At 25.4% G+C, this 21159-nt stretch carries 18 protein-coding genes; 16 read left to right on the plus strand and 2 right to left on the minus strand.

What is annotated here, in order from left to right:
* The first annotated feature begins 517 nt into the window (after window positions 1-517).
* Together AC07E4_RS09420 and AC07E4_RS09425 are read left to right on the plus strand one after the other, a co-directional pair.
* A complete protein-coding gene (locus AC07E4_RS09420) occupies window positions 518-940 on the plus strand; it encodes a hypothetical protein (protein WP_478216231.1) in 423 nt (140 codons plus the stop codon).
* A gap of 184 nt (window positions 941-1124) precedes the next feature.
* Entirely contained in the window at window positions 1125-1475 is a 351-nt protein-coding gene (locus tag AC07E4_RS09425; protein WP_478216232.1) for a hypothetical protein, read from the plus strand.
* Between the two features lie 351 nt (window positions 1476-1826).
* Here the strand turns inward: AC07E4_RS09425 and AC07E4_RS09430 are convergent, their stop codons facing one another.
* On the minus strand, window positions 1827-2483 hold the full coding sequence (locus AC07E4_RS09430; protein WP_478216233.1) for a FusB/FusC family EF-G-binding protein: 657 nt from the start codon (window positions 2481-2483) through the stop codon (window positions 1827-1829).
* Between the two features lie 237 nt (window positions 2484-2720).
* Window positions 2721-2999 carry a CD3324 family protein gene (locus tag AC07E4_RS09435; protein ID WP_478216234.1) on the minus strand — a complete coding sequence of 93 codons (279 nt, stop codon included), beginning with the start codon at window positions 2997-2999 and terminating at the stop codon, window positions 2721-2723.
* 384 nt (window positions 3000-3383) lie between these two features.
* On the opposite strand from AC07E4_RS09435, the gene AC07E4_RS09440 reads away from it, so the two are divergent.
* From AC07E4_RS09440 to AC07E4_RS09505, 14 genes are all read left to right on the plus strand, one after another.
* Window positions 3384-3839 (plus strand): hypothetical protein, encoded by a 456-nt coding sequence (locus tag AC07E4_RS09440; protein WP_478216235.1) that lies wholly within the window; start codon window positions 3384-3386, stop codon window positions 3837-3839.
* A 32-nt stretch (window positions 3840-3871) separates the two neighbouring features.
* A complete protein-coding gene (locus AC07E4_RS09445; RefSeq protein WP_478216236.1) occupies window positions 3872-4777 on the plus strand; it encodes a PhzF family isomerase in 906 nt (301 codons plus the stop codon).
* A 703-nt stretch (window positions 4778-5480) separates the two neighbouring features.
* Window positions 5481-8561: a GNAT family N-acetyltransferase gene (locus AC07E4_RS09450; RefSeq protein ID WP_478216237.1), complete on the plus strand. Its 3081-nt coding sequence runs from the start codon at window positions 5481-5483 to the stop codon at window positions 8559-8561.
* 66 nt (window positions 8562-8627) lie between these two features.
* Window positions 8628-9563: a GNAT family N-acetyltransferase gene (locus tag AC07E4_RS09455; RefSeq protein ID WP_478216238.1), complete on the plus strand. Its 936-nt coding sequence runs from the start codon at window positions 8628-8630 to the stop codon at window positions 9561-9563.
* Window positions 9564-9624: 61 nt separating this feature from the next.
* Window positions 9625-10368 carry a GNAT family N-acetyltransferase gene (locus AC07E4_RS09460; protein WP_478216239.1) on the plus strand — a complete coding sequence of 248 codons (744 nt, stop codon included), beginning with the start codon at window positions 9625-9627 and terminating at the stop codon, window positions 10366-10368.
* 289 nt (window positions 10369-10657) lie between these two features.
* Window positions 10658-11104, plus strand: a complete 447-nt coding sequence (locus AC07E4_RS09465) for a GNAT family N-acetyltransferase (RefSeq protein WP_478216240.1) — start codon at window positions 10658-10660, stop codon at window positions 11102-11104.
* Window positions 11105-11238: 134 nt separating this feature from the next.
* A complete protein-coding gene (gene hypB / locus AC07E4_RS09470; protein ID WP_478216241.1) occupies window positions 11239-11919 on the plus strand; it encodes a hydrogenase nickel incorporation protein HypB in 681 nt (226 codons plus the stop codon).
* Between the two features lie 21 nt (window positions 11920-11940).
* Window positions 11941-14640 carry an FAD-dependent oxidoreductase gene (locus tag AC07E4_RS09475; RefSeq protein WP_478216242.1) on the plus strand — a complete coding sequence of 900 codons (2700 nt, stop codon included), beginning with the start codon at window positions 11941-11943 and terminating at the stop codon, window positions 14638-14640.
* A gap of 32 nt (window positions 14641-14672) precedes the next feature.
* Window positions 14673-15014 (plus strand): hydrogenase maturation nickel metallochaperone HypA/HybF, encoded by a 342-nt coding sequence (locus AC07E4_RS09480; protein ID WP_040327408.1) that lies wholly within the window; start codon window positions 14673-14675, stop codon window positions 15012-15014.
* A gap of 503 nt (window positions 15015-15517) precedes the next feature.
* Window positions 15518-16519, plus strand: a complete 1002-nt coding sequence (locus AC07E4_RS09485; protein WP_478216243.1) for an aminoglycoside phosphotransferase family protein — start codon at window positions 15518-15520, stop codon at window positions 16517-16519.
* A gap of 903 nt (window positions 16520-17422) precedes the next feature.
* A complete protein-coding gene (locus AC07E4_RS09490) occupies window positions 17423-18205 on the plus strand; it encodes a class I SAM-dependent methyltransferase (protein WP_040327410.1) in 783 nt (260 codons plus the stop codon).
* A 234-nt stretch (window positions 18206-18439) separates the two neighbouring features.
* Window positions 18440-19189 (plus strand): nitroreductase family protein, encoded by a 750-nt coding sequence (locus AC07E4_RS09495; protein ID WP_478216244.1) that lies wholly within the window; start codon window positions 18440-18442, stop codon window positions 19187-19189.
* Between the two features lie 176 nt (window positions 19190-19365).
* Entirely contained in the window at window positions 19366-20481 is a 1116-nt protein-coding gene (locus AC07E4_RS09500) for a sensor histidine kinase (protein ID WP_478216245.1), read from the plus strand.
* A complete protein-coding gene (locus AC07E4_RS09505) occupies window positions 20481-21101 on the plus strand; it encodes a response regulator transcription factor (protein ID WP_040327413.1) in 621 nt (206 codons plus the stop codon). Before AC07E4_RS09500 ends, AC07E4_RS09505 begins: the two co-directional genes overlap by 1 nt.
* The last annotated feature ends 58 nt before the right edge of the window (window positions 21102-21159 follow it).

Below are 21159 nucleotides of genomic sequence, written 5' to 3' on the forward strand. Positions count from 1 at the left end.
ATTATAATGTTTTTTTCATTTTAATTAAAGGTTATATTATAACTATTTTCAATGATTACAATAATAACTAATGAAAAAAATTTTAGTAAATATCAAAAAATAAAGTTAAATTGAAAAGTTTTCTAGAAAAAAATCAAAAAATATTACAATCAAATTATTTTATGGGGTTCCAAGTTTGAATTTAAAATAACATCTTTATCAAGTAATATTATTAATCTTACAGTTTATTCTATTATCATGTTGGAAACCAATTAAAAAGTAATAGTGATGGTGAATATTACTCACTTCGTTCTTAATATTTAAAATAGAAATACCTAAAAACTAAATTTTTATATTGTGTTTAAAGAATTTGCTTTGCAAATATAATAAAAAATCTATTTCCAATTTTTACATTCACTTTCAACTTATTTTCCTATAATAATGTAGAAATTTAATAAAAAGTTTTCAAAAAATGATATTATTTTTCTATATTTATGATAAGCTATATTAAGAAATTTATAATGCTTAGGAGAAAATTATGAAAACAACAATAAACGAAGAAACACTTACTTATATAAAAGGAATTACTAGAGGAGCTAAGGTTGAGCTTCCTAAAAACACTACTAATACTGAAAAAAAGAAAATGATAGGGTATATATCTGAAAAAATAGATAGTTTAAAGGATGATGCTAACCCAAAGATAGAAGAGAATCTTCTTCATGTTTTAAAAATGCTTCAAAGTGATTTAGCTAATAAAAAGGATGAAATGATCATTGAGAGTCTTTCAAAGGGTGAAATTCCAGATGAATTTGAAAATCTTTCTGAAAACTCAAAAATAAATAGATTAAATAGATTAAAAATGATAGTAGAATATAGATTGAATGAAGAAGATAACAATGAGGAAAAGAATTATGAAAAAGCTTTAGAAGTTATTTTGAATCAATTTGAAAACATAAAATAAATTATTTAAAAAACTAGAAAAGCCTCCATTAATACTATGAGAAATTAATGGAGGCTTTTATTTTAAATCATTATGATGGTTATTTAATTTATAGGTTAATATGCTTGCCTAATTATAATGACAAGACTATCATTATAATTAGTAATATATAACAATATAGTTAATCAAATTTCTGGGGGTATGTATGATTAAAGAAGTATTATTGTTTTTTTCATTACTTAATGCATTTATATGTAGTATTCTTGTTGGTGGTGATATTCCGCCCAATGTTCATAGTGAAGATTATGAACTTATAGCTATATTATTATTAATATCATTTCTAATTATTTTAATAGGTAAGAAACCTTTAAGAAAAGGATCACTAATTATATGTATAATATTTAATATATTATGGATAATTTCAGTTATAAATGCCATAAAATGTCCATATCAACCTAAAACTTATTTATACGTTGATATTTTAGCACTGATAGGCTCAATAATGTGCACTACTTTATCAATTTGTAAAATTTATAAATTTCAAAATAAAAACTGATATATTGAAGTTGTTAAAACAGTTAAAATTTAAAAACATATATATGCAAGTATTCAAGACAATAAAAATAAAAAGAAAGAAATAATATTTTCAAATGATAAAAGTATAGTGCAATGTTTTATTTACAAATTTAACAAATTATAAAATAATATAAAAGAGCTTATTCTAATTGGGGTTTAGTGATTAATAAATTAAATATAAATTTTATGATAACACTAACTAAAAAGGAACTCTAAGATTAACATACAGTTTAAACTAGAGTTCCCATTTATCCATTGGATAAATAATAGATTCATTATAATCAAAATATTTAAAACATCTTTTGTTAAAGCATTCTTATGCTTATTTAAATTATAGGTTGTTAACATCTTTTAAAAGTTTTTCAAGTTTTTCTGTAGATATAATTCGCTCATTACATTTAGCACTGTCTAAACACACATGAAAGCCTATAGATCTATAATTACCTTCTATATTTTTAGAACCTTTACATACAGGTGAAACAAATGCCACTTCATTTTCAATCCCTATATGATTACAAAGTGCACAAACATAAGGTGTATTGGGTTTAGAATTTGGAAGCCTACAGGCCATACCTATAAGCTTACCATTCATATTATAAACTATAAGTAATTTTCTAATAGAGTTATCAATCCATCCTAAATATACATTTTTTGAATTTTGTAACTCTTCATTTGGTAATTGTAATTTTTTTTCTTTTTTAAATAATTTATTGATTTGTGCTTTTGTAACAGGCGGCATCCCATATACATATTTGTCTAAACTGTTTATGTATATATTAATGTACATAGGCTCAGTTATTCCATTAATATTAAGGACTTCTTTTTGTTCAGTAGATAACTCCTTAAAAATATTAAATATTTTTTCTTGCAAATATCCTTTCGTCGCATTAATGATATTTGTATCTTCACAATTTATAAAAGCATTATTTAAGTCAAATAAGCATTTTTTTATATAATTATATTGATGTTTTTTTATAAAAGCATTCATAAATATTAATACCTCATTTCTAATATATTTGTAAAACATAAAAAATAAATGCTATTACTAATTTTAAAAGTAACAGCATTTATCTTAATTTTAAATATAGTCCATAATCATAATTATTAAGTCAAACTAATATTTTAAAATTGAAAACTTTGCTTGAAAACTTTCATTGTAATGTGACAATGAAATAATATCATGTTTTAAAACAGGTATTCAATCTAATAAATAATACTGTAATGATTATGAGCATCTATTTCTTTCTTCATATATTATTCTACGTATGCTTTTTTCAGATAAATAATACTCTTCTGTTAACGTCTTAATAGTTGCACCATTAACATATTTTTTATAAATCTCAATGTTTCTAACTTTAAGCATACTTTTAGTACCGTTATTTTCTCCCCAGGATTTATGATTTTCATGTTTTCTAGGTACATAAAGATATTTTCCATCTACATGTTCTTGTATTATTTTAACAATTTCTTCTGGTAACACATCTTGTGCTTTTACATATTTCATTTCCTTACTCCTCTACTTATATCTTAGTATTAAAGCAAAGAACATTAAAATGCTATGTGTTACAGAACCTAAAATATATGCATATTCAGCTAATTTAACAGCTTAGGCTCCAAACAAATCATAGCTGATTTTTTTGTGTTCCTTGCAAGGAGCAAACTGATTTATAGCTGAATGTATTATTTAATACCTTCATAAAAAACACCTCCTAATATAGATTTATTATAGCATAACTAATTTAAAGGTAAACTTTTAAAAATATAGTACTATATTTTTAATATTAAAGAAAATATTGTAAAATATATATTAATAAGGTAAATAATAATTCGATAATAAAAATGCAAGATTTAAATTTAAAACTTATGATTTTTAGGAGATGAATGTGTTGTGGAAATTAATATCATAAATAAAGAAATTTCAAACTCAAAAAGAAACAAATTTAATCAAATTAATTCTAAAATAGATTTTAGAATTAATTTAAAAAATGCCCAAGACTTAAAAAATAAAATATGTTCTAAAAAAGAACTTACTAAAGAGGCATTGGAAGCAATATCTAAATTAGAAAGTTTGTTAAAAATAAAAATAACAGATAAGGATTTTAAGAAAGATGGAACTTTAGATATCCTAGATATTTTAAAAAGAAATTCATCTGAAATTACTAATAGAGATGTAAAATATGTAAAAGATACAGCTATGAAGCTATTACAAGTGGATGTTATAACGTTAAAACAATTTAGAGAAGTTATTGAATGGTTATCATTGCGTTATAAAGCTGAGCAAATAAAAGAAGAATGTAATTATGAAATGCTAAAACTTAAAAGTGATATGAGAGTGAAAAAATAGAATTAATAAAAGTATTTTATTGAGGTGATTTTATGGAAAGGAAATATACAGTATATCAAATTGATTCATTTACTAAAGAAAAATTTATGGGTAATCCAGCGGGAGTAATAATAAATGCAGATGGACTTAAAGATGATGAAATGAAAAATATTGCAAGGGAGCTTAATAATTCTGAAACAGCTTTTATTTTTTCTTCCAATAGTAATGAGTATGATGTTCATGTACGTTTTTTTACTCCTAAAAATGAAGTGCCTATATGTGGTCATGCTACTATTGCTGCTCACTATGCTCGTGCCATTGAAAACAATTTAAGTACATCGAGAATTTACCAAAAGACAGGTGCTGGAATTTTACCTGTAGATATTATAAATGAAAATAATGATTATAAAATTGTTATGACTCAAGGTAAAATTGAATTCGGAAATATTATTGAAGGTGAAAATAAAATAAAACTTTTAGAAGCTCTTAATATAAAAGATACTGACTTGAATGAAAAATGTAAAATTCAAATTGTTTCAACAGGGCATTCTAAAGTTATGATTGGAATAAAAAGTATTGAAATTTTAAACAATTTAAAGCCAGATTACAACAAACTTTCTAAACTAAGTGAAATTATTAATTGTAATGGGTACTATATTTTCACAATGGATTCTGAAGAAAATGATATTTTAATACATGGTAGAATGTTTGCACCTGCAATAGGAATTAATGAAGATCCTGTTACTGGAAATGCCAATGGACCATTAGGTGCTTATCTTGTGCATTATAATCTTGTTAAGCATAATAATTCTATATTCAAATTTAAAGCTAAACAAGGAGAAGCTATAAATAGAGCAGGTATTATTGAAATTGAAGTGACAATAAAAGATAATGAACCTAGTGAAGTTAAAGTTTCAGGAAATGCTATAATAGTATTTAAATCTGAATTAGTGTTATAAAATTCAAATGAATGCATTTAATGTTATAAATTATTTTAAAATATACAGAGTTATTTATATACTCTGTATATTTTTTGTTTAAATTTAATACCGAAATATATTGGCAATATAAAAAAGTATCTTAAAATAATAAAATTAATGTATATATAGGAATCCAAGGAGACTTTAAGTTATTCATGTTTCAGTTGAGAATTCTAATTAGTTTAATTGAAAATGTAAAATTGAAAATTGAAAGTGAATGTAAAAATTGGATTTCCAATTTTAAAGAATGATTTTTTATTAAATTTTCAAAGCAAATTATAGGGAAACAAGCTCGAATTCAAAACTATTTTTTTAGCTGTAAATATATTACTTTCAAAAGGAATACTAACTTTAAAATGATTCCGAGCTAGTCTCACTCTTAAGGGTATCCAAGTTTTGAAACCAATAATTATGAAGATGAACTTGGAACCCTATATTTAAACACAATATAAAAACTAGTTTTTATATATTTCTATTTTTAGATATTAGGAACAAAGTGAGTAATAGCTACCATAACTTTTCACTCTTACTTTTTAGTTCTTAATTGGTTCCAAATATAAAAACATGAATAACTTTCAACTCTAGAATTATCATTTGATAAATGTATTATTTAAAATTTGAACTTGGAAACCTATAGTGATTTACTTTTAAGTAAAATTATCTATTGATAAGAGGTGATATTATGAAAGGGCTTGAAATTGTAGAATATAATGAATCCTATGCAAAATCTATTGCGGATATGTGGAGAAGAAGTACTGAAGGATGGAATGGTGAAAATGGAAATAAAACTGAGGAAAGTATTATTGCTGAACATAAAAATTCAGCTAATATAAATACTTATCTTGCTATATTAAATAATGAAGTTGTTGGATATTGTTCATTTACAAAATCTTTAGAAGACGAAGATACTTTGCATATTAAATTATTAAATGCTCGATATGATTGTCATGGAATGGGTATTGGTAAAGCATTAGTAAAAAAAGCTATAGAAAGAACTATAGAACTTAAATATCCACGTATTGATATAAATACTTGGGCAAGTAATACAAAAGCCATGCCACTTTATAAAAAATGTGGATATTTTTTTGAAAATAGAGAAGATGAGATTCATCTTATGAATTTTATTCCTACAGTAATGCAAACTGAAGCAGTCAATGAATTTTTTAAAACAGCAAACTGGTATGATGATATGAAAAGAACCATTAACATGGAACCTGATGGAGGGTTTATCGATGGTTTTGAAATATATGAATATTGTTGGGAGAAAAATAATCAGAAATTAAGAATGGATTTTGAAAGAAAAGGCAGAGGGCTTAGACTTATAGAAACTGAAGATTATAAAATAACATTATCAGCACCTAAACAAAATTTAATTTTTAATAGAACTTATAATGCAACTTATGAAATTATAAATAAGTCTGGAAAGGCATTAACAGTAGAAGTAATAGGAAAAAATAATAAAAATATTAAATTTTTATTTCATGAAAAAATAGATGTTTTAAAAAAAGAAATTATTCAAGGTGATTTTTATGTAGAAGAAATTCAAAAGGAGTTTAATAACTTTAGCATTTATCCAAAACTTACAGCCGATGTATTAATTAATGGGAAAAAAGCAGTATTTAGTTTAGGTATATCACCACAATTTCCAGCAAAGGTTTCTTTGTTTTATGATAATGTATTAAGATGTAATGACGAAAAATTTAATCTATATATTGATATTGAAAATTGTACAAATGAAAATTCTGTATTTGAATTTGTACTGCCTCAAGTAGATGAGTTAGAATTTTCACAAAATAATTTCAAAATTGAAATGGTAGCAAATGAGAAAAGACAAATTCCTATAGAAGTCATAATGAGAAAGCCATGTTTATATCATGAAGAACTTAATATTAAAGCAACATTAGAAAATGGAGAATGTATTAAATTTAAGAAATATATTGGTGAAGTATTTCAAGGATATGATAATTCATTTGGTGGAGAATTAGATAATAAATATGTTATTGTAAATGATATTTACAAATTGATTATGGATAAAAGTTCTAATAAAGTTCATATATTTGTTGGTAATAAAAAAATGAATTCTTATATTTTATATCCTAGAATAGGAATGCCTTATTCAGATGAATTTAGCAATACTTCAATTGAAAATGTTAAGCTTTATAACAAGGATTCTAAAATGATTCTTATTGGCGATTATATTTCAACAGTACACAAAGATGTTATAGTAAAAACTATATTTAAACTTTATAAAAATGGATTAATTGAGCATTACTATAAAGTTCAAAATAAATCAAATGAACCTACAAAAAATATAAGTATAGAAAAAAGTTTTCACTACAGAATAGAAGGTGCAATAATTCCCTATGACAACAAAATTATTAAATCTAATGAAGTTAGAGATGACTATCCTAGTTATTATAATAGTGAAAAATTTAGTGAAAACTGGATATTTTCAAGCTTAGAAGAAAGTTTAATTTGGCCACAAAATTCTAAATGTACTTTTGATGGGTGGCATATGAATATTGAATATGATTTAGGAATATTAAAAGGAAATGAAATTAAAACTACTAAGCCTCTATACTTAGCTTTTTCAACATTTAAAACATGGGAAGAAGTTAAAAAATTTGCACTTAAATGTAATCATATAAAAAACACATTTGTATTAGATGATTTTGAATTAAATATTAATGATTATAATCCTTTTGTAAAGGAAAATTTTAATATTAAAATTATAGAAAATAAAGAAATTTTACATGAGGGAGAAGTTACAATACAATCTTCAAATAATTCTTTTAATGAAACTCATGTACAAATTGAAAATAAGACACAGAGAATGACTATTCCACTTCATGCAGATAACTTCATTGACAATGATATTTTATCTATAAAAGCTAATTTTAAAACATTTAGTTTTGAGGGTAAAAAAGCTATATTTTATATTAAAAATATACCATTTAAGCATGATATAAGTGAAATTAGTGGAATTAAGGTCTATTCAATTGATAATGGAGTTATAAAAATAAAAGCTTCTAATATGTTTTCACCTGGAATATTTTCAATGGAATTTGAAGGTAAAGAATGGTTAGATACAGATTTTCCAAATATAGAAATGAAAAGTTGGTATAATCCATGGATAGGTGGGATACTTAATATCCCCGAGAATATGATTGAAAATGGCAAAATGTTATTAAATGAAGATATAAATATAGAATTTATAGAGAAATTAGATACTTTAGGAAATAGATGGAGTGGAATAAAGACAAGTATCCACATAAAAAATATTGAATCTTTTAAGGAAATCTATTTAAATCAATATTTTTTAATGTTGCCAGGTGTTCCAATTGTTTTAAACTTTACTCAAATCATTAATAATGAAGATATTTATAGGAATATTAATAAATTTACCAATGTTTCATTTTTAAAAATAGGTAATGAAATAGAAAAAAGTTGGGTAAGTGTAAAAAATCATGGAGGATATATTAATAAATACAGGCCTGGTACACGAGATTATGAAATTTATCCTAAATCATCTTTTTTATGTGGAAGTGATGATTTGAACTACAAAGTACAAGTATATTCGGATACAGATGAATATGAAAAGTATATATATTTATGTAATAGCGAGCTTACATGTATGCATTATAAAGATATTAAGCTCTTACCTCATGAAAATAAAATACTTCCAAATGTTTTTTATATTTTTACTAAAAATCATATAGAAGATAAATATCTTAAAGATTTACAAAATATAAAATTTGAATAAAAGATTTATATTTGTAAAGTTAAATTTAAAATAAAATATGTACTTTTTAAAAATGGAGGAGTTTATGTGGAGAAAGTAAATAAATGGCAGGATGGGCTAAAAGAATATAAATTAAATAATGGATTTATACTTAAATCCGCTGACAAACTTGAGTTTGGAATTCATGAAACAATATATTCAAATGTAGATTTAGAGCTACGCTTTAGTTGGGAAAAACAAACAAGGGATAAGATGAAGTATAATAATTTATTTTGGATATTTAAAAATGATAAAAGAATTGGTGGTGTACACATTTGCCCTAATTTAATGGGAAGTTTTTTTATGGAAAACCCTTATATTGTTGATAGATTTACAGTAATTAGTGCTCTTACTAATGCATTAGTACAATGGAAAGATAATGCTAATAATATTAGAGTCTATGGTGTTACTCCGAAAGATGTAGAACATTTTCATAAACTTGGATACAAGGTAAGTTATGAACGAAAAGTAATGATTCGTCCAACGGAAGTCTTTAATGATATTAATTTTAGTGATGATTTTATTGTTAAAACTCCAAAGCTATGTGATGTTCAGAAAATAGGGCAATTATTCTTAGAGTGTTATACTGATGGAATAGACTATGAAATTTTAGGTAAGCATACTTTGAAAGAGTCTACATTAGATGCAGAAGATATTCTTTCTATATATAAATCTAATAGTACACTTGATGGCTCAACTCTTGTTTTTGAAAAAAGTAGTAATAAGTTAATTGCAGCTTGCATCGCAGGGATTAATGGGTATTGTGATAATGATTTTTCTGAAATTGGAGAAATTGTAGTAAATTCTAAATATAGAAATTTAGGAATTGCATCAAATATGATAAAACGAGCTTTAACAAATTTAAATAAAATATCACCAGCAACAATATTATGTGTAACTATTGGAAATGAAGCTGAAAGTTTATATGATAAAATGGGATTTTTTTCAGGAGTCAAATTTTCAAATATGTATTTACAAATATGATAAATATAAATGGAAAGTTAGATATAACATTAAAAAAGATATAAGTAAGGTGGGATGATTTATGTTTACTAAAAATGAAATTTTAAATATTGTAAAAAAACAACTGTCATTAGATTTTAATTGTCAAGTTGAAGATTTAGAGAAAAATGAAAATACTGTTGTAAAGAAACAAAACAAAATAGGAAGTAGGTTTTATGATGATGATTGTATACTTCATATTCTTTGTTTTGGAAGAAGAGCTATTGTATCAACTAAAAAAGACGTTATGCCTTGGTTTAAAGAAAGGTTAGAAGATTATGATGCTAATTGGCTATTTTTAATTCCTTTTCTTAAAAGCATAGATAAAATACTTTTAGAATTTGGACATGAAATAGGGGATGTTCACCATTTCTACTTACCATTAAAACCATTAGAAGATGCAAAACCTATTACAGATATTAAATGGTATGAACAAGAGGATATTATTCAATTTAAAAATGATGATAGATTTGATGAAGCTTTTATATTTGATGACAAGCATCCAGATGTTTTAGGCGTTGCGGCTTTAAATAAAGGAGAGATTATTGGCATGGCAGGAGCAAGTTGTGATTGTGATGGTATGTGGCAAATTGGTATTAATGTTATAGAAGAATATCGTGGAAAAGGTATAGGGACAAACTTAGTTTCTTTACTTAAAAACGAAATTTTAAAAAGAGGCAAAATCCCATTTTATAGCACAATAGAATCCAATATATATTCTCAAGTAGTTGCCATTAAATCTGGATTTATACCTGTATGGGCAGAGTTACATTCTAAAGAAATATAAGTTGTTAAAGACTAACTTTTGATATTTAGGTTTATATAAGAGAGCATGTGAAAACATGCTTTTTTTATATAAAAAAGCATCTAATAATTTCTTAATTTATAATTACTTTAAATTTATGATAGCATTTTTATTATAAAATATCTTTTGCTAATTAACTTTTATATTATATAAATAGTGAAAAGTAAATACATATTTAGTTTATATTCTTAATTTTTTGAAAATATATAATTATTTGATATATAATTAATTATAAATACCTAATCTTTAAGGTAAAATATTGGAGGACATTATGGGGGATGTAATTATTAGAAAATGTGAGTATAAAGATTTAGAAGAGGTTTTGAATTTACAAAAAAGTTGGGAAAATGAAAATATTACTTATGGATTTGTATCTGCTGATAAAAATTATTTACAAAATAAACTAGGAAAGTATTTCTATATTACTGAAATAGATAGAAAAATTGTTGGGTTTATATACGGTACAGTTCATGAATCTAAAAATATGTCTATATTTCATGAGGGAGAACAATATATTGAAGTAGATGATATTTATGTAAGTCAGGGTACTAGAGACTTAAATATAGGAAGTGAGTTAATAGATAAATTATTAGAGGTAGCAAAAAAGGAGGGAATTGAAAGATCACTAATTTATTCTTCAACTAAGGATATGGATAGTATTATTAAATTCTATAAAAAGCATGATTATAAAGCATGGTATATTCAAATGTATAAATAAAAAAATAGATAATTAGAGATATTTTATATATTGTTAAAAATTATATAAGAATAATTCTATTTATAAAATATATGATTATTAATATAAAGTTAATAGTAAAATCTATTTTTATCAAATTGGAGGGGATTAGTCCTATGGATAATTATAAAATTATTGAAATTAAACAAAGTGTTTTCGAGGATAATGATAAACAAGCTAGTTTACTTAGAGAAGAATTAAAAGAAAATAAAACTTTTTTATTAAATTTAATGTCATCACCAGGTTCAGGAAAAACAACAACTGTTTTAAGGATAATTAATGAACTTAAAGATGAAATTAAAATAGGTGTATTAGAAGCAGATATTGATTCAGATGTAGATGCAAATACTGTTTCTAAAACAGGAGCAAAAGTAATTCAATTACACACTGGTGGTATGTGTCATCTAGATGCAGATATGACAAAACAAGGTTTAGATGAATTAGGCACTGATGATGTTGATTTTGCTATTTTAGAAAATGTAGGGAATCTAGTGTGTCCAGCAGAATTTGACACTGGTTCATCTAAAAATGCTATGATTTTAAGTGTGCCTGAAGGTGATGACAAACCTTTAAAATACCCATTAATGTTTACAATTTCAGATTTATTGTTAATTAACAAGATTGATGCAATAGATTATTTTGATTTTAGTATAGATAAAGTTGTAAAGTATGCAAAAAAGTTAAATCCTAATATTAAAATAATACCTATATCTGCCAGAACAGGAGAAGGAATTGATGAGCTGGCTAATTGGTTGCGTGGTGAGATTAATATTTGGAATGAAATTCAAATCTTATAAATATTAGATAGGGGGCTATTTATGTCAAAAGAAATGGTATTAGAGCTTGCTAATCATATAAATAGATCAAAACGTGGCTCAAAATCAGAAATTAAATATACAGATCCTGAGTATATTATTTTAGAACCTGTTGTTACAGAAGAAATGGCAAAGGCAGGGCTTCAATTAGAGCTAAGAAAGCCTAAAAGTGCTGAGGAAGTCGCATTATTGTGTGGAAAAACTGTAGATGAAACATCAAAACTTTTATGGGACTTAGCTGTAGCTGGAGTTTGCTTTGTGAATGAGATTGATGGTGTAGATAAGTATTGGCTTGAAACTTGGATTCCAGGTGTAATGGAAATGATGGTTAATAATAAAGCAAATGTAGAGAAATATCCTCAAATTGCTGAAGCTTTTGAGGCATATGGCAGAATTAGAGGACCAAAAACAGCAGGAAACTTTCCAGTTGGAAAGGGACTTATGAGAGTTATTCCTATAGAGAAATCTATTGAAGCAGAAACAAGAAAAGCATCTTATGAAGAAGTTTCTAAATATCTTAATGATAATGAGATTTTTTCTGTTTCTGATTGTGCATGTAGAACAGCAAGAGAAGCTATGGGAGAAGGCTGTGGGCATTTAAAGGAAGATATGTGTATTCAAATGGGTCATGCAGCAGAATATTACATTCGTACAGGTAGAGGTAGACAAATTTCTAGAGAAGAAGCTTTTGAAATTATAAAAAGAGCTGAGGAAAATGGATTAGTACATCAAATACCTAATACAGATGGTTCAGGAAAAACTCATGCAATCTGTAATTGTTGTGGATGCTCATGTTTATCTTTAAGAACGGCAGAAATGTTTCTAAATACAGATATGGTACGTTCAAATTATGTTGCAAAAGTTGATAAAGATAAATGTGTAGCTTGTGGCGAATGTGTTGAAAATTGTCAAGTTAATGCATTAAGATTAGGACAAAAACTTTGTACTAAAACACCTATTTTAGAGAAAAAACGAGAGCTACCACGTGATACAGAATGGGGCGAAGATAAGTGGAATCCTAATTATAGAACTAATAGAAAAGTTGTTTTGGACACTGGTACAAGTCCTTGCAAAGCTGAATGTCCTGCACATATTGCAATTCAAGGATATATAAAATTAGCATCTCAGGGTAGATATACAGAAGCACTTGAGCTTATAAAACATGAAAATCCATTTCCAGCAGTATGTGGTCGTATATGTCCAAGAAAATGTGAATCTGCATGTACAAGAGGAGATATTGATGATCCAATAGCTATTGATGATATTAAAAAATTTATTGCAGAACAGGATTTAAATCAAGAAATTAGATATGTACCTAAAATAAAAAATCAATATAAAAATAAAATTGCAATTGTAGGTTCTGGACCATCTGGACTTTCATGTGCTTTTTACTTAGCAGTTGAAGGATATAAAGTTACTGTATTTGAAAAACAAAAATCACTTGGTGGTATGTTAACCCTTGGAATTCCTTCTTTTAGATTGGAAAAGAATGTAGTTAATGCTGAAATTAATATTTTAAAAGAATTAGGTGTTGAATTTAAAACTAATGTTGAAGTAGGAAAAGATATAAGTCTGAATTATTTAAGACAAGAAGGATTTGATGCATTCTATTTTGGAATTGGAGCACAAGTAGGAAGAAAACTTAACATTGATGGAGAAGATGCTAAAGGTGTAATTACAGGAGTAGATTTTTTAAGAAAAATAAATTTAGGGGAAGAATTTGAATTAGAAGGAGATACTGTTGTAATAGGTGGTGGAAATGTAGCAATTGACGTAGCAAGGAGTGCTACAAGAGTGGGAACTTCTAAAGTAAGTATGTTTTGTTTAGAAAGCAAGGAAGAGATGCCTGCACTTTTGGAGGAAATAGAAGAATCGCTTGAAGAGGGAATTGAAATTAATAATTCTTGGGGACCAAAACGAATTATTGTAGAAGATGAAAAAGTTGTTGGAGTTGAATTTAAAAAATGTATTTCAGTATTTGATGAAAACAGGAGATTTAATCCAAAATTTGATGAAAATAATGTAAAAATAGTTAAAGCTGAAAATGTACTACTTTCAATAGGTCAATCAATAGATTTAGGAAAAATATTAGAAAATACTAAGGTTCAAATAAATCCTAATAATACAATAAAGACAAATAAAATTACTTTACAAACAGATGAGAAGGATATATTTGCTGGTGGTGATGTTGTAACCGGACCTAAATTTGCTATAGATGCAATTGCAGTTGGAAAAGAAGCTGCAATTTCAATTCATCGATATGTTCATCCTGGTCAAAGTTTAATTTTAGGACGTACTATAAGAGATTACACTCCTTTAGATAAAAATAATCTTGAACTTTTAGGTTATGATACTATGCCAAGACAAAAAGCAAATTATAGTAAAGATAATACAGAAAAGAAGAGTTTTAAAGATTTAAGAGGGGTTTTTACAGAAGAACAGTTAAAAAAGGAAACTGAACGTTGTCTTGGTTGTGGTGCTACAGTTGTAGATGAATATTTATGTGTAGGTTGTGGTGTTTGTTCTACAAAATGTAAGTATGATGCTATTAAACTAGAAAGAGTTTATGATAGTGAAGGTGTTGAGTTCCCAAATTTGAAGCCAATAATTATTAAACATGCATTTAAACGTAAAGTTAGAATTGCTATAAAAAAACCAGCAAGAAAATTAAAATCAGTTTTTAGTAAGGATGATAAAAAATAATATTACCTTTTAATTAGAGGTGGTGATTTAAATTGCATGAAGTAGGAGTTTTACTTCAAGTAGTTAAGACTGTTGAAAAATTTGCTAAAGTCAATAATATAAGTAATATAGATACATTAGTTATTCAAATAGGTGAGTTATCATCAATGGTTCCAAGATATGTTAAAGCATGTTATCCAGCAGCAGTGGATGGAACACTATTAGAAAATACTAAATTAGAAATTGAAATTTTACCTGGAAACGGAATTTGTAAGGATTGTAATACAGTTTTCAATATACTTGAGAATAAGGGTAAATGCCCTAAATGTGAAAAAAATGATTGGGATTTATTATGTGGTAGAGAATTTATGATTAAAGAAATTATTGCTTGTTAAATATTATCATAGAAAATGAGTTAAAAATTATTTTAGCTCATTTTTTATTTCTATTTATAAATGTTTATATAATTATCAAATGATATAAATAGAGTTACAGTTTACTCTTATTATTATATTGGGAACCAGTAAGAAGTAAGAGTGAAAAATGAAAATGAAGGTTCTAAGTTCAAGGTTTAAATAACATAGCTATCAAATTATACTATTGATATTTATAGATATTTTTAAATTCATTTTTGAAATAAGTTTAGAATTAGAAGGTAATATATCCAAATGTCCAATGAAAGATTGAAACATTGAATTGGCACATTTTATTTTCCTTTGTGGCTAAAATCTATAGCACCTTCGTAGCTGAGGTTTTAACCTTGGCGATCCTTGATTTGGATATAAATATTTAAAATTGTTTCTCTATATAACATATATATATTTATTACTCATATATTGTTTTATAGGAATTATATATTTAAAAATATGATTTTAAAAGCAATTTATTGGAGGAGCAAATGGAAAAGCTAAAGTATAACATTCAAATAGAGAAATTATGTAAATTATTAGGTTTAGGCGATGTTGTAAGTAAACCTCTAAGAGTTTCAGGTGGATTTTTGCACAAAATGTATTCTGTTAATACAACTAGCGGAAAGTATGCAGTAAAAGCATTAAATCCAGAAATTATGTCAAGAAATGATGCTAAAAATAATACTATAGTTTCAGAAAAAATTTCTAATTATTTATCAAATAAAATTTTAGTATCTACGGCTTTAGTAATAAATAATAATGTTATCCATTGTTTAGATGATCAAAATTATATGATTTTTAATTGGATAAATGGAATAAAAATGAATATGAATGATATTACTTTAAGGCATTGTTATTTAATAGGTTCTATTCTTTCAAACATACATTCAGTTGATTGGAAAGATATTAATATAGATAAAAATTGTGATTACTATGATAGTGTAATTGATTGGACAGGCTATTTGAATGAAGGAAAAAGTAACAATTCTTTATGGGTTAAGACTTTAGATGAAATAATAAATTCATTATATGTATGGAATGAACTTGCAATAAAATCATATAACAGTATCAATTCTAATTTAGTAATTAGTCATAGAGATATGGACCCTAAAAATGTTTTATGGAATAATGAAAAACCAATTATTATAGATTGGGAATCAGCTGGATATGTAAATCCAATGCAAGATTTAATTGAAGTTGCACTTTATTGGTCTGAAAATTTAAGTGGGAACATAGGAAAAAACAAGTTTATGAATGTTATTAATGGCTATAAAGAAAATAGACAAATTAATTATGATGAGTGTAAAAAAGCATTATATGCTATATACTTAAATAAGCTTCAATGGCTTGAATATATTTTAAAACAGTCACTTGCATTAAATTGTGTAAGTGAAGATGATAGAGAAATAAGTACAAGTGAAGTTTTTGAAACAATTAGAAAAATACAAAATTATTCAGATATGATTAAAATAATAGAACAATGGATTTAGATTTATTATTTCAACTTTGACTTTGTATTCCTATATTATAGGATTTCAAGCTGAAAAATGAAATTATTCAAATATTAAATGAGAATAGTAGTATTCCAAGAAACAGTAATTATTTAAAACGTTATTCATAAAAATCTCAAAGAAACTCTAATAAATTTGCCATTTTACTTCCAAGACTAAACGGCTATAAGTGAACTAAAGTAAGGGCTATGTAATTAAATTCTAGTCTATTTTTCATAACTATTTGTCAGCAATTCACATTAATAAAATCCATTATTGATGTGAACTGCTTCCTTGATTTATAAAAAATATACATTGAATTTTCAATTACATACTTCTAAATTTAGTTCACACGACGTCCTGTCTAGGCAGTCGCTGAACCCGTCCTTGGGTTCAGGTCTTGAAAATAAAACACAAATTAATAAGATTTTCTAAATCAATTTTTAAAGAAATACTAATTTAAATAATTCCTGTTTCTTGATAAAAGAAAAAAATTTTCAATTGAGAATTGTAATTAATTTAATTGAAAGTTGAAAGTGAATGTAAAAATTGGATTTTCAATTTTAAAAAATGATTTTTTATTAGATTTGCAGAGCAAATTAGTTGAAAACAATATAAAAACATAGTTTTTAAGTATTTCTATTTTAAATATTAAGAACGAAGTGAGCAATATTCACCATAACTATTCACTTTTCACTCTTAGTTCTTAATTGGTTTCAATGATGATATCAGAATAAACTGTAAGATTAATATTAGAATTTGATAAAGATATTATTTTAAATTTGAGATTGGAACCCTATATTTATTATACATGTGATATAATAAGATTCTTTATAAATTCTTTAATAAGAGTTTATAAAGGCGAAAAATATATAGCCAATGAGGAAAGATAGAGAGGAAAGAATGAAAATAGCAGTTACTACTACAAGGGAAACAGATGATAATTTAAATCTTAAAGCAATAGAAATAGCTAAAGAGTTAAATATACCTTATATAAAAAGAGAAAATTTTAGTATAAAGAAAGCAATTTTAAAGGAGAATTTTGATTATTTATTAGTAGTTGAAAGAGATAAAATTGTTATAAAGGGAGAAGATAGTAATTTATTTTGGCATCCTAATATGTCAGAACTTAGGATTAAATCAATAGAACAAGGGAATAAGGAAGCTATGATAGAAGCAACAAAACTATGTGAGGGCGAGAGCATATTAGATTGTACATTAGGTCTTGCAGGAGATTCTCTTGTGTTTTCAAGAGTGGTTGGAGAAAATGGATCTGTGGTTGGTACAGAAGTTAATAAGTATATAGCTTATTTAAGTAAATGTGGATTAGAAAACTATACTAATGCAAATGATGAAATTATAACTTACACAAACAATATAAAGGTTGTTAATGAGTCCTATGAAGATTATCTTTTAAAACAAAAAGATAATAGCTTTGATGTAGTATACTTTGACCCTATGTTTAAAAAGCCAAACAAAAAATCAACATCCATAAATTCATTTAGAGATTTTGCAGATCATAAAGAATTAACTAATGAGATTTTAGATGAAGCACTTAGAGTGTGTAAAAAAAGGGTTGTTATTAAAGAACGACATGGTTTTAATGATTTTGAAAAGCTAGGAATAAAGAAGTATTATGGTGGTAAGAAAAAAGGTTCAATTATTTATGGAGTAATTGAAAAGTAATATTAGTAATACAAATGAATAAGCATAAATATCACATTATTTAAGGATATTTATGCTTGTTTTTTATATTTTAATATATGAATCACTTTTATTAAGAAGTTAGTAATACTTTAAAATAAAATTTAGTAGTTAAATTCTATAATATAATTATACCATAAATCGGATTAATATATAAGTCTGTTACTATCAATATGTTATTGGTATAATGTAGAAAAAATGATTGGAGAATGTAAAATGGAAAATGAAGTAATAAGATCATTGATAAATCATAAATCAACAAGAGCATTTGAAAATAGGAAAATTGATGAGAAAATTTTATGCCAAATACTTAATGCAGGTATTAGAAGTGCTAATGGTGGAAATCTACAAGGGTATTCTTTAATTGTAATTGATGATTTAGAGAAATTAAATCATATAGGAGTATATAATACACCACTTGCAATAATAGCATTGGCTGATGCATATAGGACTCAAAGGTGGTTTGAGCTTTTTGGACATGCTAATGTACCTGTAAATACTACTCATGGTTTTATTATAAATATTTGTGATGCATTAATCTGTCTTCATAGCATTTCCATTGCAGCTGAAAGCTTAGGACTTGGCACATATTATAATGGAGATATAACTTCTATGAACATAAAAAATGTAATAAACAATCCTAAAGGCACATTTCCAATAGGAATGCTCTGTTTAGGTTATCCTAAAAGTGAAGGGAAACTTTCTGATAGATTACCATTAGATGCTGTTGTACATTACAATTCTTACAAAATACCTACTGATGAAGAAATTAAAAATTGGTATTCACAAAAAGAAAATTTATTTCAAACTAGAAATAGCAAAGAAAGACTTGCAGAGTTTAAGAAAAATGAAATTTTACATTTAGCTGATGCTTATGCAAAAAATAAATTTAAAGGTTATGAACTAGAGGAACTTAGTAAAGGCATTAAAAGAAACATAAAAGAATCTGGTTATGATTTTATATAAGTTTTTATATTATTTGTTAAGTTATGTTAAAATACAAAAATAGAAATCATAAGGCATACTTTCAATAATATAAATTAGCAAAGTTATTTTAATTAAAGGTTTGTTTCCTTATATTGTAATCTATAAATATTTAAGATACTATAAATATATTGAATAAAAATTATAGGGGTATTAGAATGAAAAAAAATATAAGTTTATTATTATTTATTATGTCTATATTTGCAGCTATATCAACTATATTTAATGTAACAGATGATATTATTAGAATTATAAATATAAGTTTTATAACAATTATTTGTATACTTGAAGTGATAAAGAATATTTCAAAATTAAGTAGTTTATATATAAGAATTATTACTATAATACAATTAATTATAACTATATTATCCATGATACATGGATTTTCAGGATTTGAATATATAGTAGTTATATTAATATTTGAGATTTTAAATCATAAAATAAATCCAATTGTATGCACAATTATTAGTTTATTAATACCATATTCAATTTTAAAAGAAAACATATTTAATATAACAATTTATACAATAATAATTCTATTATATTTATATGAAGTGAAAAAACAACATATAAACAATGAGGAATTAAAGGAATTTAATAAGGGTCAAAGATATGAACGACATATTATGGAGGAAAAGATTAGAAATCTTGAAAAATATCTTGAACAAAATAATATTACTGCAAGTTTAAGGGAAAGAAATTTTATAGCACAAAAATTACATGATCATTTAGGGCATAGAATAACTAGCTCACTTTTACAACTTGAAGTTACAAAAGAAACACTGGGAACTGACAATGAACTAAGTAAAAAATATTTAATAAGTGCCATGGAAAATTTAAGAGATGGTATGGAAGAAATTCGAAAAGTTTTAAAGAATATTAAACCACGAGATAAAGTTATGGCAATAGAAGATATTAAAGAAGAACTTTTAAATTTTGCGTACACCTCTGGAATAAAGACTAAGCTAAGAATAGAAGGCAATACTGAAAAAATCAAATTAAATTTTTGGATTATTATAGAAGAAAATTTAAAAGAAGCATTAACGAATATAGCAAAGTATTCAAATGCCACAGAAGTTATTGTTTCATTTTATATATATAATAAAATTGCAAGAATAGAAATACATGATAATGGAGAAGGATGCTTAAATCTTAAAAAAGGACTTGGAATAAGAGGAATGGAAGAAAGAATGCAAGGGATTGGTGGACGACTTAATTATAAAAGTGAAAATGGTTTTGTAATTAACATGATGTTAAATTTAGGGGGAGTATAATGAGCGTAAAATTATTAATATGTGATGATGATAGTTTAATTAGAGAAAGTCTAAAAATACTATTACCGCTAAAGGGAGACATAGAAATAGTAGCTGAAGCGGGAAATGGAAATGAAGCCATAAATGCCTGTTTAAATAATAATGTAGATGTTGCTTTAATAGATATAAGAATGCCAATTTTAAGCGGTGTTGAAGCTGTTAAAGAAATTACTAAAAAAACTAATACAAAATGTTTGATACTTACAACTTTTGATGAACAAGATTATGTTAATGAAGCTCTTAGTTATGGTGCAAAAGGTTATATATTAAAGAACAACTCTCCAGAACAAATAGCTAATTCAATTATCTCTGTTCATAATAATACAATTGTTATGAATGAAAACATATTAAAAAAATTACAAGTTAAAAGTTCAGAGCCATCATTTAATAAATATGATTTTACAGATAGAGAAAAAGATATAATAAAAGCTATAGCTGAAGGACTTAACAATAAAGAAATTAGCAAGAAATTATATATAGGAGAAGGCACTATAAGAAACTATATAACAACAATACTTAATAAAACAGGATTAGAGCATAGAACTGCTATTGCAGTTAATTATTTAAAAGGGAATTTATAGTTTTTCATAATTTAATATGACAATTGTAATGTTAAAAGGTGATATTTCTAACTAGAGA

It is taken from the genome of Clostridium amazonense, assembly GCF_056431285.1.